The 26,967-nt window shown below is 72.6% G+C and carries 19 protein-coding genes and 1 tRNA gene; 8 read left to right on the forward strand and 12 right to left on the reverse strand.

From position 1 onward, the window contains the following. Entirely contained in the window at positions 1-414 is a 414-nt protein-coding gene (locus tag OG990_RS04005) for a roadblock/LC7 domain-containing protein (RefSeq protein ID WP_328418611.1), read from the forward strand. 76 nt (positions 415-490) lie between these two features. Here the strand turns inward: OG990_RS04005 and OG990_RS04010 are convergent, their stop codons facing one another. After that, the gene (locus OG990_RS04010; RefSeq protein ID WP_406079017.1) at positions 491-1,834 is read right to left on the reverse strand and encodes a GH1 family beta-glucosidase; all 1,344 of its coding nucleotides are present in this window, start codon (positions 1,832-1,834) and stop codon (positions 491-493) included. 840 nt (positions 1,835-2,674) lie between these two features. Here OG990_RS04010 and OG990_RS04015 point away from each other — a divergent pair. Beyond that, positions 2,675-5,575 (forward strand): glycoside hydrolase family 48 protein, encoded by a 2,901-nt coding sequence (locus OG990_RS04015; protein WP_406079018.1) that lies wholly within the window; start codon positions 2,675-2,677, stop codon positions 5,573-5,575. Positions 5,576-5,891: 316 nt separating this feature from the next. Here the strand turns inward: OG990_RS04015 and OG990_RS04020 are convergent, their stop codons facing one another. Next, on the reverse strand, positions 5,892-6,524 hold the full coding sequence (locus OG990_RS04020; protein ID WP_406081644.1) for a DUF3159 domain-containing protein: 633 nt from the start codon (positions 6,522-6,524) through the stop codon (positions 5,892-5,894). 185 nt (positions 6,525-6,709) lie between these two features. Between OG990_RS04020 and OG990_RS04025 the strand changes: the two genes are divergently transcribed. Further along, positions 6,710-7,597 carry a phosphatase PAP2 family protein gene (locus OG990_RS04025; RefSeq protein WP_386983664.1) on the forward strand — a complete coding sequence of 296 codons (888 nt, stop codon included), beginning with the start codon at positions 6,710-6,712 and terminating at the stop codon, positions 7,595-7,597. 8 nt (positions 7,598-7,605) lie between these two features. Next, complete coding sequence (locus OG990_RS04030) at positions 7,606-8,274, forward strand: maleylpyruvate isomerase N-terminal domain-containing protein (RefSeq protein WP_406079019.1); 669 nt, start codon at positions 7,606-7,608, stop codon at positions 8,272-8,274. A 6-nt stretch (positions 8,275-8,280) separates the two neighbouring features. On the opposite strand, the gene OG990_RS04035 is transcribed toward OG990_RS04030, so the two are convergent. After that, a complete protein-coding gene (locus OG990_RS04035; protein WP_406079020.1) occupies positions 8,281-9,144 on the reverse strand; it encodes a DUF1028 domain-containing protein in 864 nt (287 codons plus the stop codon). A 51-nt stretch (positions 9,145-9,195) separates the two neighbouring features. Further along, positions 9,196-10,401 (reverse strand): low temperature requirement protein A, encoded by a 1,206-nt coding sequence (locus tag OG990_RS04040; protein WP_406079021.1) that lies wholly within the window; start codon positions 10,399-10,401, stop codon positions 9,196-9,198. Between the two features lie 170 nt (positions 10,402-10,571). Between OG990_RS04040 and OG990_RS04045 the strand changes: the two genes are divergently transcribed. Together OG990_RS04045 and OG990_RS04050 are read left to right on the forward strand one after the other, a co-directional pair. Further along, a complete protein-coding gene (locus OG990_RS04045; RefSeq protein WP_406081645.1) occupies positions 10,572-11,555 on the forward strand; it encodes an LLM class F420-dependent oxidoreductase in 984 nt (327 codons plus the stop codon). Then, positions 11,552-12,343, forward strand: coding sequence for an SDR family oxidoreductase (locus OG990_RS04050; RefSeq protein WP_328418603.1), 792 nt, complete (start codon positions 11,552-11,554; stop codon positions 12,341-12,343). Before OG990_RS04045 ends, OG990_RS04050 begins: the two co-directional genes overlap by 4 nt. An 82-nt stretch (positions 12,344-12,425) precedes the next feature. On the opposite strand, the gene OG990_RS04055 is transcribed toward OG990_RS04050, so the two are convergent. From OG990_RS04055 to OG990_RS04075, 5 genes are all read right to left on the reverse strand, one after another. Beyond that, a complete protein-coding gene (locus OG990_RS04055) occupies positions 12,426-14,957 on the reverse strand; it encodes a DUF3488 and transglutaminase-like domain-containing protein (RefSeq protein ID WP_406079022.1) in 2,532 nt (843 codons plus the stop codon). After that, the gene (locus tag OG990_RS04060; RefSeq protein WP_406079023.1) at positions 14,951-16,159 is read right to left on the reverse strand and encodes a DUF58 domain-containing protein; all 1,209 of its coding nucleotides are present in this window, start codon (positions 16,157-16,159) and stop codon (positions 14,951-14,953) included. Before OG990_RS04060 ends, OG990_RS04055 begins: the two co-directional genes overlap by 7 nt. A 14-nt stretch (positions 16,160-16,173) precedes the next feature. Then, positions 16,174-17,169: a MoxR family ATPase gene (locus OG990_RS04065; RefSeq protein ID WP_328418601.1), complete on the reverse strand. Its 996-nt coding sequence runs from the start codon at positions 17,167-17,169 to the stop codon at positions 16,174-16,176. A 28-nt stretch (positions 17,170-17,197) separates the two neighbouring features. Further along, positions 17,198-19,822, reverse strand: a complete 2,625-nt coding sequence (locus OG990_RS04070) for a fibronectin type III domain-containing protein (protein ID WP_406079024.1) — start codon at positions 19,820-19,822, stop codon at positions 17,198-17,200. Between the two features lie 180 nt (positions 19,823-20,002). Beyond that, entirely contained in the window at positions 20,003-22,834 is a 2,832-nt protein-coding gene (locus OG990_RS04075) for a tetratricopeptide repeat protein (RefSeq protein WP_406079025.1), read from the reverse strand. Positions 22,835-23,068: 234 nt separating this feature from the next. Between OG990_RS04075 and OG990_RS04080 the strand changes: the two genes are divergently transcribed. Next, positions 23,069-23,152: transfer RNA gene (locus tag OG990_RS04080), tRNA-Leu, on the forward strand. Here OG990_RS04080 and OG990_RS04085 read toward each other — a convergent pair. The 3 genes from OG990_RS04085 to OG990_RS04095 all read right to left on the reverse strand — a co-directional run bounded on the left by OG990_RS04085 (position 23,134) and on the right by OG990_RS04095 (position 24,408). After that, the gene (locus OG990_RS04085; protein WP_406079026.1) at positions 23,134-23,556 is read right to left on the reverse strand and encodes a hypothetical protein; all 423 of its coding nucleotides are present in this window, start codon (positions 23,554-23,556) and stop codon (positions 23,134-23,136) included. The two genes, OG990_RS04080 and OG990_RS04085, sit on opposite strands and share 19 nt — an antisense overlap. Positions 23,557-23,967: 411 nt before the next feature. After that, positions 23,968-24,222 (reverse strand): hypothetical protein, encoded by a 255-nt coding sequence (locus OG990_RS04090; protein WP_406081646.1) that lies wholly within the window; start codon positions 24,220-24,222, stop codon positions 23,968-23,970. An 18-nt stretch (positions 24,223-24,240) separates the two neighbouring features. Further along, positions 24,241-24,408 (reverse strand): hypothetical protein, encoded by a 168-nt coding sequence (locus tag OG990_RS04095; protein ID WP_406079027.1) that lies wholly within the window; start codon positions 24,406-24,408, stop codon positions 24,241-24,243. Positions 24,409-24,894: 486 nt separating this feature from the next. Between OG990_RS04095 and OG990_RS04100 the strand changes: the two genes are divergently transcribed. After that, positions 24,895-26,523, forward strand: coding sequence for a peroxidase family protein (locus OG990_RS04100; protein ID WP_406079028.1), 1,629 nt, complete (start codon positions 24,895-24,897; stop codon positions 26,521-26,523). Positions 26,524-26,967: the final 444 nt, after the last annotated feature.

Consider the following 26,967-nt stretch of genomic DNA (forward strand, 5'->3'; position numbering starts at 1 on the left):
TTGAGCCAGGAGGCACGGGACCTGAGCTGGCTGGTGAGCGCGTTCGCGGAGCGGGTGCCGGGTGTGGCGCACGCCGTGGTGGTCTCCTCCGACGGGCTGCTGGTTGCGCTCTCCGACAACCTGCCCCGCGACCACGCGGACAAGCTCGCCGCGGTGACCTCCGGCCTGATGAGCATCACCGCGGGCGCGGCCCAGATGTTCGACAATGACGTCGTCAAGCAGACGGTGGTCGAGATGGGCCGGGGCTACTTTCTGGTGATGCAGGTGCGGGACGGGTCGATCCTGGCCACGCTGGCCGCCGGGGACGCGGACATCGGCGTGGTGGGCTACGAGATGGCCCGGCTGGCCAAGCAGGCGGGGGAGATGCTCACCCCGGCGCTGCGGGCGGAGTTGCAGCAGGCGCTGCCTCGCTGATGGTCCGGCCGTGCCCCGGACGGTCACCGGCTCAACGGAGCCGAGCCGTCCGGGCCCGGCCGTCCGGGCGGCCCGTTCAGAGGCCGCCGTCGGCGATGACCGACCGGTACCAGTGGGCGCTGCGCTTGAGCACCCGCCGCTGGGTCGGGTAGTCCACGTAGACCAGTCCCCACCGCTGGTCGTACCCCTCGGCCCATTCGAAGTTGTCCAGCAGCGACCAGACGTGGAAGCTCTCCAGCGGCACACCGTCGGCGATGGCCCGGTGGGCGGCGGCCAGGTGGTCGCGCAGGAAGCTGATCCGGCCGGGGTCGTCGATGGTGCCGTCCGCGGCCAGGGCGTCCGGGGTGGGCAGCCCGTTCTCGGTGACGGTGAGCGGGATCGGGCCGTAGTCGCGGGTGACCCGGGTCAGGATGTCGTACATCCCGTCGGGGTAGATCTGCTGCCACTCGGCCTCGGAGGTCGGCCAGCGCTGCTCGGTGCGGCCGTCGGCGGTGACGTAGATCGGCGTGTAGTACTGCACCGCCAGCAGGTCGACCGGCGAGGAGATGACCGCCAGGTCGCCGTCGCGGATGCCGCGGACCATCCGGCTCTGTGGGCCGAGGTCGGCCAGCACGTCCTCCGGGTAGCTGCCCTTGAGCAGGGAGTCGAGGTAGAGGCGGTTCTCGTAGCCGTCGTAGAGGCGGGTGGCCGTGGCCGCCTCCGGCGAGTCGTCGGCGGGGTAGCAGGGGTGCAGGTTGAGTGCCGGGCCGATCCGGCCGGTGCCGCCGGCGGCGCGCAGCGCGCGGACCGCGAGCCCGTGGGCGAGCTGCAGGTGGTGGGCGACCAGGTAGGCAGCGTCCGGGTCCTGCCGGCCGGGGGCGTGGTGGCCGCTGAGGTAGCCGTTCTGCACCACGGTCTTGGGCTCGTTGATGGTGAGCCAGGCCGGCACCCGGTCGCCGAGGGCGCGGAACACCGCGTCGGCGTAGTCGGCGAAGCGGTGGGCGGTGTCCCGCGATTCCCAACCGCCGGCGTCCTGCAGGGCCTGCGGTAGGTCCCAGTGGAACAGGGTGGCCATCGGCGCGATGTCGCGCTCGTGCAGGCCGTCGAGGAGGCGGCGGTAGAAGTCGAGCCCGCGCTGGTTGGGCGCGCCGGTGCCGTCGGGCTGGATCCGTGGCCAGGAGATGGAGAAGCGGTAGCTGCGTAGCCCGAGGTCGCGCATCAGGTCGAGGTCCTCGGCGTACCGGTGATAGTGGTCCGCGGCGACGTCGCCGGTGTCGCCGTTGCGGGTGCGCCCGGGGGCGCGGCTGAAGGTGTCCCAGATCGACTCGCCGCGGCCGTCCTCCTTTGCGGCGCCCTCGATCTGGTACGCGGAGGTGGCCGCGCCCCAGCCGAAGTCGCGGGGAAAGCGCAGCGGGCCGGCGGGCCCGGTAGGTATCGACATGATTCTCCTCGTGGATACGGGGCCACCGCCGAGATTCGGGAGCGCTCCCATGATAGGTCAGGGGCGGCGAGCCCGGTCAGCCGGCCGTCGTGTCGGCCGGTAGTGGCGGGTTGAGGGCGGTGCGGCCCCGGACAGCGAACGAGGCCGACCGGGCGGCGCGGCGCGCCTGTCCCGTCGGCCTCTTTTCCCATCGTGTACGGGGGTTTAGTGTGGGGACGGGGGAGGGCAACCCCCGTCCCCACCGTAACTGCACACACACGGGCGGAATTTGGGTCCTGCCGTGCGTGTCGCGCGGGAGCCGGGCCACGCGAGTGGCTCTGGTTCCACCTCCCTCCGTGTGGCGGGACGATGGCTGACGACGGCGTCCGGGCTGGCCCGTCGTCGGCCCTCGGGCTGGTTCACCGGGCCCGTCAGAGACGGTCCCGGTGATCTTCTAGTTGGAACCTTGTCGATGGAAGCGCTCCCATCGACGATGCTGCGACTGTAACGCCCGTCACGCCTTTGTGAAAGACCCAAAACGAGATCGAAACAAGGCTCTGAATCGGCCTGCCGCGCGCTTGTTGTGGGAGCGCTTCCATGGCACACTGTCGATTCAACGCGACAGGAGCCAGATCGCGTGGCGCGGGTCCGCCGAGGGCAGCCGGTAGCACCACTTCCGGTCACGGACACCCGACCGCAGCCGGCGGGACCCCCTTCCCGCGCGGGCCGCAACCGCCGATCCCCGGCCGGGCCCGGGGCGACCACCTTCCCGGCGCCTCGAATCCCCCGCGCACCACCACCTTCGCGGGCTGGCGCCCCGCCGGGGACCAACCCGGCCTGGTCCGAGGAGACACCGCGCACATGAGACATCTGGCACGACGCCGTCGAGTGGCGATCATCGCCGCCGCCGCGCTCGCCGTCGGCGGGGTGACCCTGCCCGCCGGCGCCGCGCAGGCCGCACCGGCCTGCGACGTGGTCTACGCGACCAACGACTGGAGCACCGGCTTCAGCGCCAACGTGACGATCAAGAAACTCGGTGACCCGGTCACCGGCTGGACGCTGACGTTCGCCTTCCCCGGCAACCAGCGGGTCACCCAGGGCTGGTCGGCGCGATGGAGTCAGACCGGCAACCAGGTCACCGCCACCAACGAGTCGTGGAACGGCAACCTCGGTACCGGCGCCACCGCCAACATCGGCTTCAACGGCTCCTACACCGGCACCAACGCCAAACCCACCTCGTTCGCTGTCAACGGGGTCACCTGCGGCGGTGCCGCACAGCAGCCGCCGACCGTCGGGCTCACCGTGCCGGCCGGCCCGTTCGAGGCCCCGGCCGACGTGCCGCTGACCGCCACCGCCACCGACCCGGACGGCACCATCAGCAAGGTCGAGTTCTACCGCAACGGCCTGCTCGTCAACACCGACACCACAGCCCCGTACGGCTACACCCTCGAAGACCTGCCGGCGGGCGCCTACACCGTGCAGGCCAAGGCGTACGACAACGCCAACCTCAGCGCCACCGCCGAGAAGTCCTTCACCGTGGCCGCGGCCTCCGGGCCGACGCTGATCGCCACCCCGTCCGCGGTCACCGTCGCCGAGGGCGGCAGCTCCACGGTCAACCTCAAGCTCAGTGCCGCCCCGACCGCCACCGTGCCGGTCAGCCTGACCCGCACCGGCGACGCCGACATCACCGTCACGCCCGCCACGGTCAACCTCACCCCGAGCAACTGGAACACCGGGGCCACGGTCACCGTCGCCGCGGCCGAGGACGCCGACACCGCCGGTGGCACCGCCACCGTCACCGCCTCGGCGACCGGCTACGCGCCCCTCGCCATCACCGCCACCGAGGCGGACAACGACACCCCCGGCGGCGACAACACGTACGTCACCCGCTTCCTCGACCAGTACGGCAAGATCAAGAATTCGGGCTACTTCAGCCCCGAGGGGGTTCCGTACCACTCGGTGGAGACGCTGATCGTCGAGGCGCCCGACCACGGGCACGAGACCACCTCGGAGGCGTTCAGCTTCTGGCTCTGGCTGGAGGCCCAGTACGGCCGCGTCACGCAGAACTGGGCACCGTTCAACAACGCCTGGACGGTGATGGAAAAATATATAATTCCGAATCATTCAGACCAGCCCACCGCTGGCGCAGCCGGGACACCGCAGTACGCCGCCGAGCACGACCTGCCCAGCCAGTACCCCTCGCAGTTGGAACCGTCGGTGTCGGTCGGTCAGGACCCGCTGCGCGGCGAACTCCAGTCCACCTACGGCACCGGTGACATCTACGGCATGCACTGGCTGATCGACGTGGACAACACGTACGGCTTCGGCCGCTGCGGCGACAAGACCACCCGCCCGGCGTACATCAACACGTTCCAGCGGGGCACCCAGGAGTCGGTCTGGGAGACCGTTCCCCAGCCGTCCTGCGACACGTTCACCGCTGGCGGCCAGTACGGCTACCTGGATCTGTTCATCAAGGAGTCGGCGGCCCCGGCCAAGCAGTGGAAGTACACCAACGCCCCGGACGCCGACGCCCGCGCCGTGCAGGCGGCGTACTGGGCGCTGACCTGGGCCAAGGCGCAGGGCAAGCAGGCCGACGTCGCGGCCACCGTGGCGAAGGCGGCCAAGATGGGCGACTACCTGCGGTACGCCATGTTCGACAAGTACTTCAAGAAGATCGGCAACTGCGTCGGGGCGAGTGCCTGCGCGGCCGGCAGCGGCAAGGACTCGGCGCACTACCTGATGTCCTGGTACTACGCCTGGGGCGGAGCGTACGAGACCAACCAGAACTGGTCCTGGCGGATCGGCTCCAGCCACAACCACTTCGGCTACCAGAACCCGTTCGCGGCCTGGGCGCTCACCAACACCCCGGAGCTCAAGCCGCAGTCGCCGACCGCGGCCGCCGACTGGACCAAGAGCTTCGAGCGGCAGTTGGAGTTCTACACCTGGCTGCAATCCGCGGAGGGCGGCATCGCCGGCGGCGCGACCAACAGTTGGGGCGGCAACTACGGCCAGCCGCCGGCCGGCACCAGCACCTTCTACGGCATGTACTACGACGTCGACCCGGTCTACAACGACCCGCCGTCCAACCAGTGGTTCGGCATGCAGGCCTGGTCCATGCAGCGGATCGCCGAGCTGTACCTGCAGACCGGCAACACCAAGGCCAAGGCGCTGCTCGACAAGTGGGTGCCCTGGGCGATCGCCAACACCACCGTCGGCGCCAACTGGTCGATCCCGTCGGACATGAGGTGGACGGGCCAGCCGACCACCTGGAACCCGGCCAGCCCGCAGCCCAACACCAACCTGCACGTCGAGGTCACCGTCAAGGGCCAGGACGTCGGCGTCGCCGCCGCCTACGCCCGGACCCTGATCGCATACGCGGCCAAGTCGGGCAACGTGGCAGCCAAGGACACCGCCAAGGGTTTGCTCGACGCGCTCCACGCCGCCAGCGACGCCAAGGGTGTCTCCACCACCGAGAAGCGCGGCGACTACCGGCGCTTCGACGACACCTACGACGCGGCCAGCGGGCAGGGCCTCTACGTCCCGCCGGGCTGGACCGGGACGATGCCCAACGGCGACGCCATCGCCGCCGGCAAGAGCTTCGTCGACATCCGGTCGTTCTACAAGAACGACCCGGACTGGCCCAAGGTGCAGGCGTACCTGAACGGTGGTGCGGAACCCAGCTTCAACTACCACCGGTTCTGGGCCCAGGCCGACGTCGCCATGGCGTACGCCGACTACGGCAACCTGTTCCCGAACGGCTGACCGCGCCTCCGGGGTGGGTGGCGTGCCCGCCCATCCCGGGGATCCGGCCGGGTCCGGGGGAACGACGGGACCCGGCCGGCGAATGGCCTGACTCCCACGGTCAGGCCGGGGTGGGCCGGCCATCCGGCCAACGCAGCGGATCGGCTGGCCCGCCCCACCGCCCGGACTGGAGTGTGCCGCGAAAAAGCCCAGAAATTCGGGCCGTCACGGGATCACGCCGGAGACCGCGACGGAGTAACGTACGTCACCGGAGAGGCCGCTCCCCCCGTGGCGGCCTCTCCACTTTTTTACCCACCAGCGCCCCTGCCGGGTCCGCTCAGACGGGCGGCGCGGCAGACTCCCCGGTGACCGGGTGACGCAACCCCGGGTGCCCGGCCGGCAGGGACCGGCGCAGCACCACCCAGCTCAGCGCCAGCGCCGACGCGACCAGCGGCCAGGTCAGCGCGACCCGGGCCACCACCAACGCGAGCACCTGTCCACTCAGGAACAGCGGCACGAACACCGCCAACCGCAGCAGGTAGGTCGCCGTCCACACCCAACTGGCCCGGCCGTACCCGCGCAGCAGCGCCGGGTCGCGCCGCCACCGCGCCCGCTGGCCCAACACGGCACCGACCAGCACCCCGAGCAGCGGCCACCGCACCACGATGCTGACCGTCCAGGCCAGCGCGCTGGCGGCGTTGGAGAGCACCTGGATCAGAAAGAAGTTCTCGGCCCGGCCGGTACGCACCGCGATCAACGCCGCGACGCAGACGGCGAGCAACCCGATCAGAACCGAGCGCGGCCGGTCACCCCGACGCAGCCGTACGCCGGCCACCACGGCGCCGACGGCCACCGCCGCGCCGACCCCGGCTCCCAGCGACTCGCCGCCGAGCAGCCAGCCCGCCGCGAACGCCAGCGGCGGCAGGGTGGCATCGATGGCGCCGCGCCGGCCGCCCAGCAGGTCCGCCAACGACTCGGCCCGAGTCGGCCCGTCAGGGCCCGCGTCGACCCCAGTCCGCTTGTCCGCGTCGGGCGCGGCATGGCCGGCGTCCCGTTCCGGTGTGCCGCCCACCGCCACCTCCTCGCCTCCGTCCCAACGTAGCCGTCAGCCGTCGGTGGGCCACTGGCCGGTCGGCCGGCACCGGCCGCTACGGTGTGCGGATGCGGGCGACGGCAAGGGGTTGGACGGCGGTCTGGTTGGTCGCGCTGGCCCTTGTCCAGACGGTCGTCTTCGTCGCCGTCTGGCGGGTGGCCGTGCACACCGAGATCGGCCAGTGGATCGACACCGTCGCGTTGACCGGTAATCGGATCGGCCAGGATCGCATCGACGGTCCGGTGGACAAGCTCCTCAACGCGATGTCGGTGGTCTCCCTGCTGGCCGCCACCGCGATGATCGGGTTCATCGCCCTCATCCGGGGGCGGATCGCCCTGGCCATCACCGCCACCCTGCTGATCGCCGGGGCGAACGTCTCCACCCAACTGCTCAAGTACGGGCTGAGCCGGCCGGACTACGGCCTCGACCCGGAACGTGCGGCGGTGGGAAACAGCCTGCCCAGCGGCCACACCACGGTGGCCGCGTCGGTGGCGGTCGCGCTGGTGCTCGTGCTGCCGCCCAAGGTGCGGGCCGTCGGTGCCTTCCTCGCTGCCGGCTACGCCGCCGTCGCCGGGGTGGCCACCCTCTCCGCTGGCTGGCACCGACCCAGCGACGCGGTCGCCGCATACCTGGTGGTGGGCGTCTGGGCGGCGCTGGCCGGGCTGCTCCTGCTGATCACCCAGCGGGAGCAGGCCGAGGTCGCCCACGGTGACGCGCACCGACTCGCCGCGCTGCTGCTCGGGGCGGCCGGTGCGATCGCCCTGATCGCCTGCGGGCTGGCCCTGTCCTGGCTCGTCGACCTGCGCGGCACCGGCCCGGACGAGCTGGCCCGCCGGCCGCTCTTCGCCGGGTACGCCGGCAGCGCCGCCGGCATCGCCGGCACGATGGCCGTGGTGATGGCGTTGGTGCTCACCGTCGTGCACCGGCTGGTGCCCCGGGTCAAGGGCTGAGCGGACGAGTGGATCCGGTCCGAGCGGCGTTCCGCGCCGAGTGCGCACGGCTCACCGAAATCCTGGCCGAGCTGGACGACGCCGACCTCGACCGGGTGACCGACTGCCCGCCGTGGACGGTTCGAGAGTTGATCGCGCACGTGCGTACCGGCGCCGGCCGACTGACCGACATGCTCGCCGCGCCGGCCCCGCCGCGCGCCCAGGTGGACGCCGCCGGCTACTTCGGCGCGGCGAAGTTCACCCCCGAGGTGGACGCCGGTCGGATCTCCGGCGGCCGGCGGGACGCGCGGCAGGTGGACCGGGCGGCGTTGTCGACCGAGTTCGACCGGGCCTGGCGGGCCGCCGACGCGGCGGTCGCCGCGGCCCCGTCCGGGCGGGTGGTCCGGACCCGGCACGGCGACGCGATGCGCGTCACCGAGTTTCTGCGGACCCGGGTGCTCGAGGTGGGCGTGCACGGCCTGGACCTGGCCGCCGCGCTGGTCCGGCCGCCGTGGCTCACCCCGCAGGCGGCGACGGTCATCGCCGACCTGCTCACCGGCGGGCGACCGGTGCCGGCCGAGTTGCGCTGGGATCGACTGACCCTGATCCGCAAGACCACCGGGCGGGCGGCGTTGACCGGCCCGGAACGGGCCTCGATCGACGCCGCCAGTTTCCGCTGGCTCGCCTTCGGCCGCTGACTCCGGTCAGCTGGCCGAGCGGGGCGCGGGCACGTGCGGGGCGACGCGGCGCAGGTGCGTCAGCACCACTGGGTCGATCCGCCCCGGCACCAGCCGCTCCTCCAGGTTCTCCAAACCGGCCCAGGAGGTCAGTGCCGCCTCCGGCCCGTCGTCGGCCACCGGGTGGCCCAGCGCGCTGAGCAGCGCCGCCACCTCGTCGGCGACGGCGCCGCTGAGGTCGAGCAGGGTGGCCGGGTCGGGCCGGCTGAACAGCAGGGTGTGCACGGCGAGCAGCCGGCCCAGCTCGGTGACCGGGTCGGGGTGGTCGTCGACCCGCAGGTCGACCAGCACGTCGCTGCGGCCGCCGTACCCGCCGCCGCGCTCGACCACCAGCAGGCCGGCGCTCTGCCGGCCCCGCCGGTCGCCACCGGCCTCGTCACCGGCGCGCAGCGCGGCGACCAGCCGCTCGGCGAACGGCAGCGCGGACCCGGCCAGCCATGCGTCGCCCAGCGCGTCGACGACCTCCGGGCCGGTGAGCACGTTGCCCTGCGCGGCCCAGCCGTCGCCGGTCCGCCCGCCGGCCCACGGGTGGCAGGCCGGCCCGGTCCAGTTGGCGCCCGGACCGCTGGTGCCCACCACGCCGAGCTGGCGGTGCTCCCGCTCGGGGTCGGCGGCGATCAGGCCGGCCACCACGTCGGCGGCGGCCACGCCGGTGCGCAGCAGGGTCAGCCCCTGCGGACCGTAGGCGAGGTTGACGTGCGCCTGGGTGGCCAGCGCGCCGACCTCGGCCGCCGCGGCCGGCACCAGCGCCCCGGCGGCGAGGAACTTGCTGGCCACGACGACGCCGTGCAGGCGGTCGTCGGCGGAGCGTGCGACGAGGGAGAAGGTCACCCGCCGAGACTAACCTGCCGCGCCGGCATCACATTGCCCTCCGCGGATGGCTCAGAACGGCGTCGCGGCGGCCTCCGGTGGGGCGCCGTGCGCCCGGCGGGCGTCGCTGACCGCAACGGCGGCCAGCACCAGCGCCCCGCCGGCGGTGGCGACCAGACCGGGCAGGAACAGCAGCGGCACCGCCCCTGCCGCCAGCACCAGGATGGCGACCCACCGGGACGGGGAGACGCGCCCGAACACCTCGTACTCGAAGCGGGCCCGGCCGGCCAGGAACAGCGCCGGCCCACCGAGCACCATGGCCAGCCACGACCCGGGGATCCGGTCCAGCGGATGCTCGATGATCAGCTCGTAGCCGACCGCGGTGGCGGCCAGGCCGATCACCATCAGCAGGTGGGTGTCCGCCGCCGACCGGCCGATGCTGGCCGGGTGCCGGGCCTGCGCGACGGCCTCGCCCAGGATCTGCCCGGCGCGCTGGATGTAGATCCGCCACAGCAGGATCGACGTGGCCAGCGCCAGCGCGAACGCCCACGCGTGCCAAGCCTGGTACGGCCCCTTGCTGTACGCGAAGCCGGCCACCAGGATCGTCTCGCCCAGCGCGACCAGGAAGAACTGCTGATAGCGCTCGGCCAGGTGTTCCCCGGCGATGTCCCACCTCGAGACCGTCGACCGGCCCAGCCCGGGCACCGGCCAGCCAACCCGGGCGGCCACGTACTCGATGAGCAGCGCCACCGTCCAGAGCATTACCTTCCCGTTGGTGGGCAGCATCGCCCCACCGATCCAGAACACCCCGCTGACCGAGAACACCACCACCATCCGCACCTTCAGCCGGCGGTGCGGATTCGGTCTCAGCGCGATCACCAGGATCAGTGGCCGGGAGATCTGCGCGACCACGTACGCCACCGCGAACATCAACCCGGTCTGACTGAACGCCCGGGGGATCGCCACCCCCATCACCAGGCTGCACACCAGCGCGATCATCACCACGGTCTGCAGAGGCACCCGGTACGGGTCGTAGCGGCTGGTCGTCCACGCGGTGCCCTGCCAGACCGCATAGAGGGCGAGCAGCAACAGCAGTGTCTTGCCGCCCCCGGTGACCGCCCCCCAGCCCTGCACCCGATCCTGATCGTGGCTCAGATCCTCGAACGCGCGCGTGGAGATCCGGGTGAGCGCGAAGACGAAGACCAAGTCGAAGAAGAGCTCCAGGAAGGTCGCCCGGTTGGGGGCGGCCGCCGCGGGTAACGGCTCCAGGCGTCCCACTCCCCTGGAATCCACGGTCAGCGGCCTGCGCCGTCGGTCCGGTCCACCTGGCAGTCGTAGCACCAGGCGACAGCCCCTGCGGCCCGATACCGGCAAATCCGCCCGGTTCGGGGATCTTGCTCGCAGGCCCCGTCAACGGGCACGATCGATCGGTGACGAATCGATGGGGCATGACGGTGCCGTTGAGCGGCATCCCGCTGGCCGACCACGCCGCGGTCTACGCGACGCTCGACCGTGCCGGGTTCACCGACGTGTGGTCGTCCGAGGTCGCGGGGACCGACGCGTTCACCCCGCTGGCGCTCGCCGCGGCCTGGCAGCCCCGGCTGCGGTTGGGCACCGCGATCACCCCGGTCTTCACCCGGGGGCCCGGGCTGCTGGCGATGAGCGCGGCGGCGCTGGCCGAGGCCGCGCCGGGCCGGTTCTCGCTCGGCATCGGCGCGTCGTCGCCGGTGCTGGTGCGGGACTGGAACGCGGTGCGGTTCGACGAGCCGTTCCGGCGGACCCGGGACGTCCTGCGCTTCCTGCGCGCCGCGCTGCGCGGCGAGACCGTGGACGAGGTCTACGACACCTTCACCGTGCGCCGGTTCACCCTGGAAAGGCCGCTCGCGGTGCCGCCGCCGATCCTGCTCGCCGCGCTGCGCCCGGGGATGCTCCGGCTGGCCGGCGCCGAGGCCGACGGGGTCATCCTCAACTGGCTCAGCGCCGACGACGTGCCCCGCGCCCTGGCCGAGCTGGGCGAGCGCCGCGCCGGCTTCGAGGTGGCCGCCCGGATCTTCGTCTGCCCCACCGAGGACGCCGGGTACGCCCGGACGCTCGGCCGCCGGCTGATCACCAGCTACCTCACCGTCCCGGCGTACGCCGAGTTCCACCGCTGGCTCGGCCGCGACAAGGTGCTGGCGCCCATGTGGGAGGCCTGGGCCGCCGGTGACCGGCGTGGCGCCAGCGCGGCGGTGCCGGACGAGGTGGTCGACGCGCTGGTGCTGCACGGCTCACCGGAGCAGTGCCGCGCCCAGGTGCGCCGCTACGCCGACGCCGGCGTGGAGGTGCCGGTGTTCGCGCTGCTGCCCACCCCCGAGGTGACCGCCGGCGGGGCGGCCGCACTGACCACCCTCATCGCCCAGTTGGGCACCGACCCCGTAGGAGCGTCCGCGTGAACCTCACCGACCGGATCGTGGTGGTCACCGGCGGCGCTGGCGGCATCGGTGCGGCACTGTCCCGCCGGTTCGCCGCCGAAGGCGCCGCCGCCGTGGTGATCGCCGACCTGGACGGCGACGCGGCCCGCGCGGTCGCCGAGGGCATCGGCCCGGTCGCGCACGCCACCACACTCGACGTCACCGACGAGGATCAGGTCCGCGCGCTGGTCGACGACACCGAGCGACGGTACGGCCGGATCGACCTGTTCTGCGCCAACGCGGGAGTGACCACCGGCGGGGGAGTGGAGGTCGACGACGCCGGCTGGGACCGGGCGTGGCGGGTCAACGTGCTCGCCCACGTCTACTCGGCCCGCGCGGTGCTGCCCGGGATGCTCGCCCGCGGCGGCGGCCACCTGCTGCACACCTGCTCGGCGGCGGGCGTGCTGACCGCGGTGGGCGACGCCGCGTACACCGCGACGAAGCACGCCTCGGTGGGGTTCGCCGAATGGCTGGCCATCACCTACCGGGACCGGGGCATCCGGGTCAGCGCCCTCTGCCCGCAGGGAGTGGACACCCCGATGCTCGCCGGCGGGATCGTCGAGGGTCACCTGGGCGCCCGGGTGATCGCCGCCTCCGGCGCGGTGCTCACCCCGGACCAGGTCGCCGACGCGGCCATCGCCGGGTTGGCCGAGGAGCGCTTCCTGATCCTGCCGCACCCGGAGGTCGCCGACTACGCGCGCCGCCGCGCCGAGGACCCGGACGGTTGGCAGGCCGGCCTCCGCAAGCTCGTCCGCCGCCTAACGGCCTGACCCCCCTTCCACCCCGGCCTATCCGTTGGTGATCAAGAGGTTCGCGTCAGGAAACGGACCTGAGGTGACGCGAACCTCTTGATCACCGGGGTGGGTCGGTCGCCGTGCGGCGGCGCAGGGGTGCGGGATGGGTCGACCAGATGACGCGGCGCCACCAGGGGCGGGCGGAGCGCAGGCTCGACACGTAGGCGGTGGATACCTCGGCGGCCCGGGCCGCCTGGTCCGGGGTCGCCGCGCCGGGGGCGAAGGCCACCCGGTTGAGCAGGTCGGCCAACTCTTCGACGCCACCGGTTTCGGTGGTGCCGGTGCCGGTGCCGGTGCCGGTGCCGGTGCCGGTGGCGATGTCGTTCGGGATGGGTGGCCCGTCGCCCGTCCGGCCCTCGCCGGTTCGGTGGGTGCGGGCGTCGGCGAGGGCCTGCCGAGCCTGCCCGGCGACCTCGGTGGCCGCCAGGTCGTCGCCGACCGGCCGACCAGCCAGCCGCAACGCGTCGGTGACCTCCCGCCAGGCGCCTGCGATGCGCTGGCCAGGTTCACCCCGGCCGAGCCGGGCGCGGGTGAGCGAACGGCGCATCGTCAGCAGGGTGAGCAGCAGCGCCCCCACCAGCAGCAGCAGGCCACCGCTGCCGCCGGCCACCAGCACCGGAGTGGACACACCGCCCTGGTCGCTCGACCCGCCGGGGGCGGCGGCCGGCTCCGGCGACGCTGTCGGCTCCACGGTGGGTGCCGGGGCCTCTGACGGCGGCGGATCCTCCGGCGTCGGGCGGAAGTCCTCCTCCACCGGCCTCGGCTCGTTGTCCGGGCGGGGCATCGGGTCGAACGCCACCCAGCCCAGGCCGTCAAAGAGCACCTCCGGCCAGGCGTACGCGTCGCCGGCGCGTACCGGCCCCTGCCCGCTGGACTCGAAGCCCACCACCACCCGGGTGGGCAGCCCGGAGAGCCGCCCGAGCACCGCGAACGCCGCGGCGAACTGCTCCGAGGTGCCCTCCTGCCCGCCGCCGTTGCGTGGTCCGAAGAGGAAGAAGCCCAGGTTCGGGTACGCGTGCCCGCTCGGCGCGTCCGCCGCCACCCGGTAGTGCTCGGCCAGGAACTGTTCGATCGCCGTGGCCCGCGCGTACGGGGCGCCGTTCTCCTCGGCGAGCTGTGCGGCCAGCCGTCGCAGCGGGTCGGGCACCCCGTCGGCGACCCGCAGCACCCGCGCCACCTCCGCGCCGGCCGGCACGTTCGCGGTCGCCAGCAGGTTGGCGTCCGGGCGCTCCCGGGCCGAGGTCACCGTGTATCGCAGCCCCGGCGTCAGCCCCTCCGGCCGGATCAGCGTCCCGGTCGCCGGGTCGTACGCCACCCGGGCGCCGCTGACCTCACTAGGCGTGGCCACGGCGGGCAGCAACTGGCCGCTCAGCTCAGCCACGGTGATCTGCTGCCGGACGGTCTCCACCACGCTGTCCCGGGCCGGCGTCGAGGTTGGCAGGATCCGACCGGCGTTGCGGTACGTCGCGCCGACCCGCCAGGTCACCCCGTCGTAGTCGCTGAGCACCGCCAGCCGGATCCGCACGCTGCCCCCGGCGCCGTCCGCCGCCTCAGGCCCGTCCTCGGTGCCGCCGTCCGGCCCGGTGCTGTCGGCGCTCGGCGTGACGCCACCGGCCGGCGGTGTCGGGGCGCCGGAACGAACCGTGCTCACGTCGAGCAGTTTCTGTTCCGGGTGCAGCGCCCAACCGGAGATCCGGATCAATGGGTTCTCGTCCAGCGTCTGCACCTGCGGCGGCTCCACGTATCGGCGGGGGTCCACCGGCCGGCCGTCGACCTGACCGGCTAGCACCGGGCCGAGCAGCGCGACCAGCCCGACCACCAGCGCCACCCCGAGCGTCGCGGTGATGGCGAGCCGGACCCGCACCGCCGCGCGTACCCGGGGGGCGAGGTCAGCGCTCGGATCACCCCCGGCCGCTTGTACACCGGTGGGCGTCGCCAGGCCGACCGCCGCGACCGCGACGAACGCCAGCGTCACCCCGATTGCCGGTTCGGCGTTCGGGCCGACCACGTAGAGGGCGGCGGCGTAGAGCCCCGCTGCCGGCAGGTAGCCCAGCAGCACCCGGCCGGTGCGCAGCGCCACCTCCGCGCCGGCCAGCCCGGCCAGCCAGGCGGCGACCACCGGCACCAGCACCGTGTCCGGCGTGGGCTCAACCGGGATCATCGCGGTGAGCAGCCGGGGGATGCCGTTGCGCGCGGCATCCGCCGTCACCTCCAGCAGGCCGCCAGGCAGATCCGCCCGAGCGGCGGCCAGCCGCAGCGACCACAGCGTCCAGCCGGCCATCGCGGCCACCGACAGTGGCGCCACCAGCCAGGACGGCAGCCGCCGGGCGGCAACGCTGACCAGCACCGACCCGGCCGCGGCACCGATCACCAGCCGGGTCAGCAGGTCGCCGGCGTACACCCGGCCGAGCACCACCCCGGCCAACGCGGTCAGGCCGATCAACGCCAGCGGGACGACGGACGCCCGCAGCACCCGCAGCACCCGCCCGGCGTTCCGCTGCGGTGCGCGCGGCTCCGGGCTCGTGGCAGGGCCCGCCGGGCCGACGGTGCTCGCACCACCGTGCCGCTGCTGGCCGACGTCCGTCACCACCGGCGCACCCCGTCCCACTCGGCGGCGAACTGCGCCCCGTCGGCCGCGTCGACCACCACCAGGCCGGTCGAGCCGGCCGGCGTCGGCTCCGTCGCGCCGAACACCCCGACCACCACCGAGGGGTACGCGCCGCGTAGCGCGCCGACGTGGCCCAACTCGCCCCGACCACCCGGCCCGGTCAGGAAGATCAACGTGTCGCCGAGCCGGTCCTGCCGCAGCCGGGTGGTGGCCGCGCGCAGCGCGTCGTCGTCGCCGGAGAGCTCGGCGGCGGCGAGCCGGTCCAGTGGCCCGAGTGGGTGCCCGCCGCCCGGGTCCTCGCCCGTCTCATCGGCGGTCCGGTCGCCGTGCCCGCGCTCGGCCGGGGTGGCCGGTTCCGGGGCGACCAGCAGCAACAGCACCGGCAGGTCCGCGCGGTGCGCGGCGGTGACGATCGAGGCTGCCGCCTCGCAGGCCGACTCGAACGACTCCGCCACCCCATCCACCCGCTTCGGGTGTGCGGCGGCGCGATTGTCCAGCAGCACAACCAGGCGGGGCAGGCTGGTGTCCACGTTCTCCCGCACCATCAGCTCGCCGACCCGGGCGCTGGTCCGCCAGTGAATCCGGCGTAGGTCGTCGCCCACCACGTACTCCCGCAGCGAGTCGAACGTGATCGACCCGTGCGGCACCCCGTCCACCCGGCCGTCGAGGCTGCGCCCCGCGCCGGTCGGCACCGCCGTCAGCGGGTGGATCCGGGGGTGCACCCAGACCGGTGCCGTCGCACCGTACGGGCGGGCCAGCGCCACCAGGCCCAGCGGGTCGCGCCGGGTCACCCGCAGCGGCCCGACCGGCACGACCCCACGGCGATGTGTCGGCACCTCGTAGCGGACCTCCGTGTCCCGGCCGGGTCGCAGGCGCAGCAGCGGCACCGGCACCGTGCGGGCCCCGCACCGGTCTTCGGCCAGCAGGTTCGCCGAGCGCAGCCGGCCGGTGTTGCGGACGGTCAGCGTCATGCTCGCCGCCTCGCCACGGGCCACCCGGTCCGGGTCGGCCCGACGGGTCACCGTCAGCCGGGGCCGCCAGGCCGCGGTCAGCGCGGCGTAGCCGACGGCCGCGCCGGCCGCCGCGCCGAGCAGCGTCAACTCGGGGTACGCGAACCGGAAACCCACGCCCAGCAGCACGACGGCGGAGGCGAGCAGCCCGACTCCGCGGGCGGTGATCCCCATGGCGCTGCTGCCGGTCAGCCCTGCACCGGCGCCGGCTGCCCCGACGGCAGCGGCACCGGCACCGAGGCGATGGCCTGGCGCAGCACCTCCACGGCGGTCAACCCGCGCACCTGGGCGTCCGGGGTGAGCAGCAGCCGGTGCGCGAACACCGATTCGGCGAGCGCCTTCAGATCCTCGGGCATGATCCAACCCCGTCCGTCGATCAGCGCGTACGCGCACGCCGCGCGGGTCAGCGCGATCACGCCCCGGGGACTCACCCCGACCCGCACGTGCTGGTGGGTGCGGGTGGCGGCGGCCAACCGGACCGCGTACGCGTAGAGCGGCTCGGCGATGTGCACCCGGCGGGCCATCCGCACCATCTCCCCGACGGTGGCGGTGTCGGTGACCGGGGTCAGCGCCTCGGGGGAGCGGACGGTCGCGCCGCGCAGCACCTCCACCTCGACCGCCTCGTCCGGGTAGCCGATGGAGAGCTTGACCAGGAAACGGTCCAACTGCGCCTCGGGCAGCCGGTAGGTGCCGTCCATCTCCACCGGGTTCTGGGTGGCCACCACCAGGAATGGCTCCGGCACCGGGTGCCGGACCCCGTCCACGGTGACCGTGCGCTCCTCCATCACCTCCAGCAGCGCCGACTGGGTCTTCGGCGACGCCCGGTTGATCTCGTCGGCGATGACGATGTTGGCGAAGACCGGCCCCGGGTGGAACTCGAAGTCGCGGGTCGCCTGGTTGAAGATGGTCACCCCGGACACGTCCGAGGGGAGCAGGTCGGGGGTGAACTGGATCCGGCGCCACTGACCCTTCACGGTGGCGGCGATGGCCCGCGCCAGGGTCGTCTTGCCGACGCCGGGCACGTCCTCCAGGAGCACGTGACCCTGAGCGAAGAGCGCGGTCAGCGCCAGCCGGACCACCTGCGGCTTGCCGAGCACCACCGCGTTGATGTTCTCGGCCAGCCGGGCGGCCAGGGCGGCGAAGCCCTGCACCTCCGGCTGGGTGAGCGGCTCGTGGGTGTTCACGGTCGGTGGTGCTCCTTGCCTGGCTGGTTCAGCAGGTGGGCAGGACGTTGATGTTGTCGCCGCCCTCCAGGTTGAGCCAGGCCCAGGGGATGTAGTTCTTTCCGCTGTAGTTGACCTGCACCCACCAGGTGCTGCGCTTGTCGTTGTTGTAGATGTAGGCGTACACCTCTTCGCCCGACTTCTTGCAGTACGCCTGCAGTCGGGTGCCCGGCTCCGCCCAGCCCACCTGCTTGTCGTTGTCCTGCCGGGGGACCGAGAAGACCTCGTTGCCGTTGCGGCCGCTCACGTCCCTGTTGCAGTAGGTCGCCTCAGGCCCGGAGGCACCGTTGCGGCAGGTCGCAATCCCGTACAGCGCATCGGTGCCCTGCGCCCTGGTCGCGGTGCCCTTGCCGGCGGCGTTGCTCGCGGTCACCGTGAACGTGTACGCCGTGCCCGGCGTCAGGCCCGGCACCGTGATGCTGGAGCATGCCCCGGCCTTCGCCGGCTCGCCCGGCGTGCTCACCGAACAGGTGGCCTGACCGCCGCCAGCGTCCACGGTGAACGTGACCGTCGCCGAGGTGGCGGTCGCCGACGAGCCGGTCACCGTGACCCGTGGTTCGGCGACCGTGCGGGCCGTGGCGGTCGCCTCCGGGCCGGGCCCGGCCTCGTTGACCGCCTTCACCTTCACCGTGACGTTCTGGCCGTTGCCCAGCCCGGTGACGGTGGTGCTGGTGTCGGTCACCTCGCTGCTGCGCCCACCGACATCCACCAGGTACTTGGTCACCGGTCGGCCGTTCGCCTCGGCCGGCGCCCACTGCACCGTGACCGCGCCCGGCTGGTTGGCGACCGTGCCGGCCTGCAGGTCGACCGGCCGTCCGGGTGCCGCGAACGGCACCACCGTGTTGCTGACCGGCGAGGCCGCCGAGCCGGCGCCCTTGTCGTTGACCGCCACCACGGTGAACGCGTACTGGGTGCCGAACTCCAGCTCCCCGGCGGGCACCACCAGCTCCGTCTTCGTCGACTCACCGGCCGGCGCGTTCGTCCCCGCCGAGCTGGCCGTCACCGCGTACTTCGCGATCTTGTTGCCCTGCCCGTTCGCGGCCGGCCACTTCACCAGCACCGTGCCGTCCGGCCGCTCCTGGGCGGTGACGCTGGCCGGCGGGTCGGGCACCGCCGCCGTCGGCGTCACCGGGTTGCTGCTGCGCGACGGGCCGTCGCCCTTGGCGTTGACGGCGTGCACCGCGAACCGGTACGTCTCGCCGTTGGTCAGACCCTTGACCTCCACCGCACGCTGGTTGGCGCCCACCTCCAGGCGTTGGCCGGCACCCTGCACCACGTACTTGATGATCTCGGCGCCGTTCGCGGCGGCCGGCCGCCAGCTCACCCGGGCCTGGGCGTTGCCGGCGGCGGCGGTGACGCTGCGCGGCGCGCTGGGCTTGCCCACCCGGGGCTTCTTCGGCGGAGGCGGCGGTGGGGGAGTCGGCGGCGGGTCACCGCCGAGCACGTCGTTGGCGTACTTGTTGACCTCGCGCACCTGGTGCTTGTCGTCCACCACGCGCGCGGTCGCTGAGTCGGGGGAGTTGATGAACAGGTGGTTCTCCCGTACCTCCAGCTCCAGCGGCCCGTTCGCCCGACCGCGGACGGTGTCGACCAGTTGGCCGGCCGCGTCGAAGGAGTAGATGGTGCCGGTGGCCTCGTCGGCGCAGTAGAAGCGGTCCGCCCAGGCCACCGCCGGGCTGAGCCGCTCGCCGGTGCCCGGCACGGTGAACGCCCGCTCCTCGCCGGCTTCGCCCACCACCAGCACCCGCCGCTCGGCGGGCACGGTGACCGGGATGCGGGGCCCGCTGGTGCGGGCCGGCAGAGCCGCCGGCCCGGTCAACGTCAGCGGCGTCGGGCGCACCTCGCCGCGCTGCACCCGCACCAGCTTCCCGGCGGTGCGATCGAGCACCGCCACCCCATCGTCCAGCGTGGAGACCACCAGTTCGTGGCTGGCCTCCGCGACCTCGTACGTCTCGACCCGCTCCGGGCTGAGCCCGCCGCCGGCGGGCGCGGCCGAGGCCGGCGCGGACGGCAGCTTCGCGGCGGTGACCGCAGACACGGTGCCCTCGCTGGGCACCGCGATCCAGAGCCGGCCCTCCCCGTCGAAGGTGCCGCCGGTGATGCCCGGGGGATAGCGCACCGGCTCGCCGACCGGCGTCAGAGAACGCGGATCGAGCTGCCGCACGATGCCCTGCACGGCGTCGACGACGAACGCCGCGTCCTCGTGCAGCGCGACACTCACGCCAAGGCCGGGAGTGGTCCGGGTGGTCGCGGTGAGCTGCAGGGTGGCCAGGTCCAGTGAGCTGACCTGCCCGGTCTGCAGGTCACGCAGGATCAGCAGCCGGTCGGTCTGGGTGACCTGCATCGGGTGCCGGCGGGCACCCGCGACCTCGGTGCGGGTGTCGACCCGGGCGGTGACCCCGTTGACCCGGGCCAGCTCGCTGCGCGCCGCGCTCCACAGCCAGGAACTCGCGTCGTAGTTGGCGACCGCGTTGTCGGCCGCGCCCAGCCCGAGGACGGTCAGCCCCATGGCGGCCAGCAGCGCGGTCACCGTGCCAACTGTCACCAGCCCGCCGCGCAGCCTGGACCGCGAACGGGGGGTGTCGGTCTCCACGGCATCGTCGATGCTGGCCACAGCCGGCTGCCTCCCCTGAGTCGTGGCAGGTGGCGCGCCTCGCGGCGACCCCTCCCCTGAGCCGGGTGCCATCATATGGCTCTGCCGGTGACGGGGGAACCCGCACGGTCACCCCTGTGGATACCGAGCGTGTGCGTTGTGGACTCCCAGCTCAGCTCGGTGACGGCCGGTCTGGCTGGGTCAGCTCGTTGGGGTGGCGCGCTCCCGCTGGGTGCAGACCTGTCCCGAGGTGGCGAAGTTGTCGGTGGAGTAGACCGCCAGCACGGTGAAGCAGTAGTCCACCCGGGAGTTCAGCCCGTTGACCGTGTAACTGAGCCGGCCCGGGTCCACGGTGGCCATCACTCCCAGCGCCTGCCCCGCCCGACCACCGGCAACCATGAACGGCACCGAGCCGCCGGACGGGTCCGTCCAGCTCAGCGTGATCGTGACGGAGTCGTCCCGCAGCTTCAGGTCGCCCGGCGGAGGCCCGGCCGCCGTCGGCGCTGTGGCCGCCGGCGGGGTCCCCGTCGAGGGCGGCGAGTCGTCGCGGGTCAGGACCAGCGCGCCCAGGCCGGCCACGCCCACCACGGCCACCCCGGCCGCCACCACCGCGGCGATCAGCGTCGCCCGGCTGCGGCCCGTCGACCCGCCCTCATCGCTGTACGCCGCCGACCGGTACCCGTCCTGACCCGGCTGGTACTGCTGACCCGGCTGGTACTGCTGACCCGGCTGGTACTGCTGGCCTGGCTGGTACTGCTGGGCCGGATACGCCTCCTGGCCCGGGTGGTACAGCTGGCCTGGGTATGGCTCCTGGGCCGGGTACTGCTCCTGAGGCGGATAGGGCTCTGGGGTCGGTCGGGACGCCGGGGCGGTCGGCGGCAGAGGGTAGGGCGAGGCTGCGTCGGCAGGTGACATGAACGGACCCGGGGGAGGCCCCGTTGCCGCCGGTGGAGTCGACACCGGCTCGGCGTACCCCCCGGGGCCTGGTGCGGTCGGCGTCATCGGGGCCGGGTCGGCGCCCGGTGGCCAGGACGACGGTGCCGACTCGGCAGGAGCAGCGACGGGGCCGGGCTGCCGGGCGGCCTGGTTCGACGGGGCGGCGGTCGGCTGGCTCGGGCCCACGTCGGGTCTGGCCGGGTCGCTGCTGAACGACCGGACGGGCGGGCACACCTCGCTCTGGGCAGGGTCGACGCCCGCCTGGTGCGGCGGCGCGCTCGCCGGAGCTACCGTGCCGGGCTCGACCTCACCGTCGGTCCCGTCCGTGTCCATGGGGGTCTGGCCTGCCGGTTCGCCGTCCGCTGTGGGCAGTGGTTGCGACGGCGCGGTGCGGCTCCACGGCGGCGCGGTCAACCCCCAGGGCGGTACGGGCGGCGCGCTCACCGGGGGCGCGGAGACCGGGTGACCGTAACCGGGCGGCCCCGACACCGGGTAGGACTGGCCCGGCGGTCCGGACACGGGATAGGGGTGGCCTGCTCCAGAGACTGGCTGGCCGTAGCCGGGCGGCGCGGACACCGGGTACCCGGGTGGTGCGGAGACGGGTTGGGTGTAGCCGGGAGGCCCCGACACCGGATAGGGCTGAGCTGGCGCCGCCGACACGGGGTAGGGCTGGGCCGGCGGGCCGGAGACCGGGTACGGCTGGCCGGGTGGCGCGGAGACGGGTTGGGCGTAGCCAGGTGGCCCCGACACGGGGTAGGGCTGGGCCGGCGGTCCGGAGACGGGGTACGGCTGGCCGGGTGGCGCGGAGACGGGTTGGGCGTAGCCAGGAAGCCCTGATACCGGGTGAGGCTGGGCCGGCGGTCCGGACACCGGGTAGGGGTGTCCGGGTGGTGCGGAGATGGGCTGGATTTGCTGGGGCGGTGCCGCCCCGGCGCTGCTTGCGCTGCCCGAACCGCTCGCGTCGACGCGGGTGGCCGCGATGCGAGCGGCCTCCTCGGCCAGCAGCGGTTCGATCTGCCGGACCCGGATCGTCGGGTTGTCCCAGCGGGGCGCCGGACCCGGCGGCGCGGCGGCTGACGCCTGGGCGGAGGACGTCGGCGGCGGGGACGGCGGCGCGTCGACCGTTGAGTGGGTCGGTTGGTCGCCTGTCCGTTGACGCGGCGGTATCGCCGAGCCGGACGGCTGCCGAGGTGGCGGCTGTTGTCCGACCTGGTGCGCCGGCTTCGTCGGCTGGCCCTCCGCCGGTGGCCGGGGTGCTGGATCTACCGCCGGTCGGGGCTGCTGCTCCGCGGCGCGCTGGCGCGGCGGCACGGGAGGTGCGGGCGGCGTGGGTGGCGGGCCGGGCTGCGGTGGCGCGACGGAGGTCGACACCGACCGCACCGGCGGCTGGGCCGGGGCAACCCGGGGGGCGGGAGCCGCTGCCGGTGGTGCGCCGGCGCCGGTGGACGCGCGTACCACCGGTGGGGTTGGCCGGGGCGTGGGCGGCTGTTGCGGCGGAGCCCACGGTGACTCGGCGGCCGGGCCGCCCGCTCCCGGCCGCATCGCGGCCAGGGTCGCCAGAGACAGGGTCGGACCGGACAGCGCTGACCGGGTGCCGGAATCAGTCGCTGCGGTGGCCGGGACCGGGTGGGGCGTCGGCGGCGAGCCGTGCCGCCCGGCCGGCCCTGGTGCAGCCTCACCGAGGTAGTGGCGGGCGGCACGTACCGCCGGGTGGTGCTCCCCGAGTGCGGCGGGCCCCGCGGTGGCGACGCGGGTGTAGTTGCGGCGGGCCTCGTGCCGATTGCCCAACTCCTCGGCGACCTCGGCGAGCTCGAAGGCGAGCGCGAGCATCACCGGGTCGGAGTGTTCCCAGCGCCGCTCGCCCGCCGCGAACGCCTCCTCCAGCACCCGACGGGCGGCGAGCGGGTCCTCCGCCTCCCGGTGCAGGCGGGCCAGCAGGTGCGCGGTGTGCAGCACCTCGGGGTGGTCCTGGCCGTACGGCGGGCGGGCGGAACCGACGGCCTCCGCGAGCAGCTGCCGGGCGGAGCTGAGGTCGCCAGCGGTACGCAGGGCGAGGGCCCGGTGCTGGGCGGCTGCCAGGGGAGAGGGTTGGGGCACGTGGCAATGCTGCCGCCAGAGGGCCGCCGCACGCTACCCGGACACGCCTTCGACGGTGCTTCGGAGACGGCTGGTGAGGCGGTCTGAGCAGCGGTGGGAGCGCCTTCAAGGAGGGGTCGGAAGGCGATGTGCATGATCCACGAGTGCCGTGTACAGTAACTCCCCGTGCGGCCCGCTGCGCCGACCCTCGGGTGTCAAGATCATCCAGGTCGGCGAGGTAGGCTGAACGTGCAGGTCCGGGTGGCGGAATGGCAGACGCGCTAGCTTGAGGTGCTAGTGCCCGTATAGGGCGTGGGGGTTCAAGTCCCCCCTCGGACACGAACCATAACCCCACGGTGCGCGCTGAGATTCACTGCAGCGCGCACCGTTTGCGTTTCGGGTTGGTAGGTGAGCCGGAGTCCTAGTCGCTGGTAGACCTCGGCCTTGTCGGTGGGGTCGGCGTCGCGACGTACGGTGGCGATGTCGCCGAGTGCTTGGACTAGGTCTTTGATCTCGGTTCGGCTCATGCGGCGTGGGCGGTTGCTCGAGTGGGTGTGGAGATCTGCTTCGGCGCGGGCGCGTTCGGCTTGGGTTTGTGAGATCCATTCGGTCACTACTGCGGGATCCGCGCCGGCGTCGAGGGCGGCTCGGTAGCGCTCTAGCTTGGCATCGCATTCGGTGATGATCGTCTGGGCCGCTGCGGCGAGTGGTGGTGGTTGGTTCGGTGGCTGGGCGTCGGTCATCGCGGTGATGGTCTGTTCGATGCGGTGGGGTGTGAAGGCGGAGGCCAGCCAGGTGTCGAGCGGGTCGGTAAGGGTGTCCTCGCTCGAGAGCTGCGCGAGGCGATCGCCGCGCTCGGCTAAACCGCCCTACCCGTCCCGGGCTCAGCGGCCAGCGTTGCTGCGGCAGCGGCCGCAGGAGGTTCGCGGTGTAGTCCCGGGTTAAAGAGCATCGGTTTCCTAAGACGGTGCCCTATCTGTTTTCGCAGGCAAATGGCCTGCGGGTTCCTATTCTGTTTTCCGTGTTCGGGGTCGCACACGCGCTTTGCTGTGCTCGCTTGCTGAAGATCAGCAGAGCGGACGTAAGTCATGCCCTGGCCGTGCTTGGTCGGTCCGGCGTGTCCTTGTTGGGATCTAGCCAAACTTACCGCACAGTCAGGTCAGCGGGATCTCCCTCATCGTGGTTCGGGTAGCTGCGTAGATGAAGGGCGGCGGCTCGGTGAGGCAACGCTCGATATTGCGCCAACGACTCATCACGACCTCCAACTGGCCGAAGACGCTGCCCGCGTCGGCGGCTGTCAGAGCGACCATCCTGGCCCGGTGCTCTCGCACTGCGGCGATCTCCAGACGGTGCTCCTGGACGTGGCGGTCACGGGTGATGATCAGCCAACCCCCGGGCCGCGACCTCAGGGATCCACTCCGGGTCCTTCACCGCGGGCGAGGCGATGGGGCAAGCGGGCGTTGGCGTTTGTGGATGACCATGCCGGGGTCGCCGGGATAGGTGACGTCGGAGCGGAGACCGGCGAGGACGCGCGCGAGGCCGAGGAGGTCGGCATCGATGTAGAACCGGACCTCCGCTGGCTTGATCCTGCTCACGCCGCGCTGGGAGCTTCTCGTACGCCAGCGCCCATCGCACGTCGGGCACGTCGAGCTGGCACGTCTCGGCGATCTCCTCGACGTCCAGCCCTGCCTCGTCCTGCTCCCAGAGCGCCTCGGTGCTGATTCCCTTGATCGACGGCCGGCCGAACCGGACATCCGGCAGGATCCGCACCGGGGACCGTGGGTTGGGGTCCGGTCGCCAGTGTCACCGAACGGGCGCTGCGCGGCTCCGTGCGCAGCACGGGTTTGTGTCGGCGCCCCTTGCGCTCGTCCCCTTCGAGCCAGTAGTGCAGCGTCGACTGCGCCACCCGCAGCAGCCGGGCAGCCTCCGCCTCCGAGAAGACCTCACGCTCCAGGACACTCACCACAGCGCCACCGAAAGTGTGTCGACGTGTGAACGCGCGCATATCGGAGCCGTCGTCTCCACTGAAGGCAATCAACCGATGAATCCGGTTCTTTCAGAGCCGGCAGGAAGGGGTAACGGTGCGTCGACACGAGCGAGACGAGTTCCTGGTCGAGCGCGAGGGCATTATCACTTTCGACGCGAGCGGGCAGCCGGTGACTCGTCAGGTCGACCCTGAGGGCGGGGACCGGCGGTTCCGCTTCTCCCGGCTGGGGCCCAAGTCGCCTCGCCAGCCGGAGAACGAACTGGTCGTCGCGCTAGCCACCGCGATGACCTCCAGCACGACGCCGGATTCGCGGAATCCGGTCGTCCCGGCCGGCTTCACCTACCTTGGCCAGTTCGTCGATCACGACCTGACGATGGACGCTACCGCGACCTCCCTCGGCGAGGAGGTGACGGACGAGGAATTGTTGCAGGGCCGGTCCCCCGCGCTGGACCTGGACTCGCTGTACGGCCGCGGTCCGCGCGACGACGAGCACGCGCGTTTCTACCAACCGGACGGTGCCCGGCTGCGGGTGGGCACCAGTGCGGGGGTGGACGGGGACGACACGGTCGCGTCGCTGGACCTGGAGGGATTCGATCTGCCCCGGCGTGGCGTCGGGGCGACGAAGGCGACACGGCGGATGGCGGAGATCCCGGACACGCGTAACGACCAGAACCTCATCGTGGCGCAGGTCCACCTGGCGTTCATCCGCTTCCACAACCGGGTGGTCGACTACCTGGTCGAGCAAGGCGTGCCCGCCGATCGGCTGTTCGACGAGGCCCGGGACTGTGTGGAGCGGCATTATCAGTGGATGCTGCGCACGGACTTCCTGCCGCGGATCGTCTCCCCCACGATCGTAGAGGACGTCTTCGCCAACAGGCGACGGTTCGTCGACCCGGGGAACAACAGCCCCACGCCGACGATGCCGATCGAGTTCTCCGTCGCCGCGTACCGGCTCGGTCACAGCATGATCCGGGAGACGTACGAGTGGAACCGGTTCTTTCACTCCGGCCCGGACGCCCTGGCGCCTGGCTCTCTCCCGCTGCTGTTCAACTTCAGCGGCACCAGCGGCACGCTGTCGCCGGACGGCAGTCCGGACGATCCGGAGAGCGGATCCTTCGAGCGCCTGCCTACAAACTGGATCGCTGACTTCCGCCGGTTGTTCGACTTCTCCGAGGCCGGGCGTGAGGACCTGGCCGGACCAGGGCTGAACCTGGCCAAGCGGATCGACACGCTTCTGGTTGACCCGCTGGGCACGCTGCCGGAGGGCTCGTTCGGGGGCGGTGGTTCGACCCCACCAGTACAAAGAAACCTGGCGTTCCGGAACCTGACACGGGCCGGCATGGTCGATCTGGCAACCGGTCAACAGATGGCCGACCTCTTCGGCTGCGACCGTCTAACCGCCGGCCAGCTGCTCGACACCGACGGCGGAGCGGATCTCAGCGAGCTGACCACCGAGCAGCGTGACCTGATGGCCCACGAAACTCCACTGTGGTTTTACGTGCTGCGCGAGGCTGAGGTCAGTGGCGGCCGGTTGGGCCCGGTCGGCGGCCGCATCGTCGTCGAGGTCTTCCACCGGGCGATCGCGGGAAGCCGGGTGTCCACGGTGCGTGACCCGGACTGGCGGCCGTTCCTAGGCGACTGTAAGGACCGATTCACCATGGTGGATCTGCTGCTGTTCACCTTCGACGGCAAGGCCGACCTGATCAACCCACTCGGCGACTGAGCGCGGCATACACGGGTGAATTCGGGCTTGCGCAGCGGTCCCGGCTGCGCAAGCCCGTCGCGTTTCGCTCGTCCCTCTCTTGCCGTTCACTGAGGTGATCTCAACAAGAGTCCGGGCTCAGCTCGGGATGACACGGGCGCGGCGTCCATAGCGGACGGCACGGAGACAGGACGGGGGGCCCTCGGTAGGCAGGTTCTTGCGACGAAATCTGATCTATCAGGAAGGACCCCACGTGATTGCCTATCGTGCCATCCTCGAGGTCTCCAGGGAACTCGTGCAGCACGTGGCGCGGTTGCTACGCGCCGAGCGTCGCGTGGTCGGCACCCGATCGGGTACCCGCGCTCTGACTTCTTCTATCAGGCGCTCTGGTGTTGATGTGGCTCTGCAAGGGTGAGGACAAGACCAGCCTCGGGGCGGGGTTCGGGGTGTCGAGGGCAACCGCCT

This window comes from Micromonospora sp. NBC_00858 (assembly GCF_045207365.1).
GTDB lineage: Bacteria > Actinomycetota > Actinomycetes > Mycobacteriales > Micromonosporaceae > Micromonospora.

Excerpts from the sequence above, each read along its gene's own strand:
- OG990_RS04010 (WP_406079017.1), bottom strand. The coding sequence starts at position 1,834 with ATGTCGATACCTACCGGGCCCGCCGGCCCGCTGCGCTTTCCCCGCGAC.
- OG990_RS04015 (WP_406079018.1), top strand. The coding sequence starts at position 2,675 with ATGAGACATCTGGCACGACGCCGTCGAGTGGCGATCATCGCCGCCGCC.
- OG990_RS04045 (WP_406081645.1), top strand. The coding sequence starts at position 10,572 with ATGACGGTGCCGTTGAGCGGCATCCCGCTGGCCGACCACGCCGCGGTC.
- OG990_RS04060 (WP_406079023.1), bottom strand. The coding sequence starts at position 16,159 with ATGGGGATCACCGCCCGCGGAGTCGGGCTGCTCGCCTCCGCCGTCGTG.
- OG990_RS04085 (WP_406079026.1), bottom strand. The coding sequence starts at position 23,556 with ATGACCGACGCCCAGCCACCGAACCAACCACCACCACTCGCCGCAGCG.